The organism is Psychromonas antarctica (genome assembly GCF_022267535.1).
Lineage (GTDB): Bacteria > Pseudomonadota > Gammaproteobacteria > Enterobacterales > Psychromonadaceae > Psychromonas > Psychromonas antarctica.
In genome coordinates, this window is record NZ_JAHNZV010000287.1 from 1 (window position 1) to 633 (window position 633).

A 633-nucleotide genomic window follows, 5' to 3' on the forward strand; every position below is an offset into this window, starting at 1 on the left:
ACCCGCAACGTTGTGCTGAAATTCTTGGGTTAACATATCACCCAGAAAGCACCTACTCAATGGTGATTGTTGATACCCATAAAGCTGTAGAGACCTCTGGAGCAGAGTCAATCACTCCCACGTTTAGCGAAATTTCACAATTTGCGAAAAATGAGTTAGATGGCATTGATGATGCGACCATTGATGCACTCTATACGCCCGAATACCAAGCAACTTATAACAAACTGTACAACCAAGCTAAAGCTAAAAAAATAAATGTTTGGGATAAAGATGACATGGTAAAGTTTAACAAAGTATTAGTAAAACAAGGTGATGATATTGATGCTTTTGAAGCAAGGGTTAATTTACATGATAAATTGGGCAGTAATGAGGACTTTTTAGGCAATGGGTTAACAAAAAATAATAACCCAACAATTAAACAAAAGTTTGGTATTGTTGAAACATTAACGCTAGAGCGCACTCCACAAACCCTTGCTGCACTCAAAGGAAATAAAGCCATTAAGATTATTGAAAAACTAACCCCTATTGGAAATATTGTATGATAACACCAGCAGAATTTACTCACCCAAGCCAATTCCCTGCGAGTTTTAAATTAATTGCAGATATAAAAAACCCTTTTAAACCCCATAAAGA

Annotated in this window: 1 pseudogene; it reads left to right on the top strand. The window is 36.2% G+C overall.

The window, feature by feature from the left end:
* Positions 1 to 542 (top strand): annotated as a pseudogene (locus KSO91_RS17505) (PAAR domain-containing protein); the annotation flags it as partial.
* Between the last annotated feature and the right edge of the window lie 91 nt (positions 543 to 633).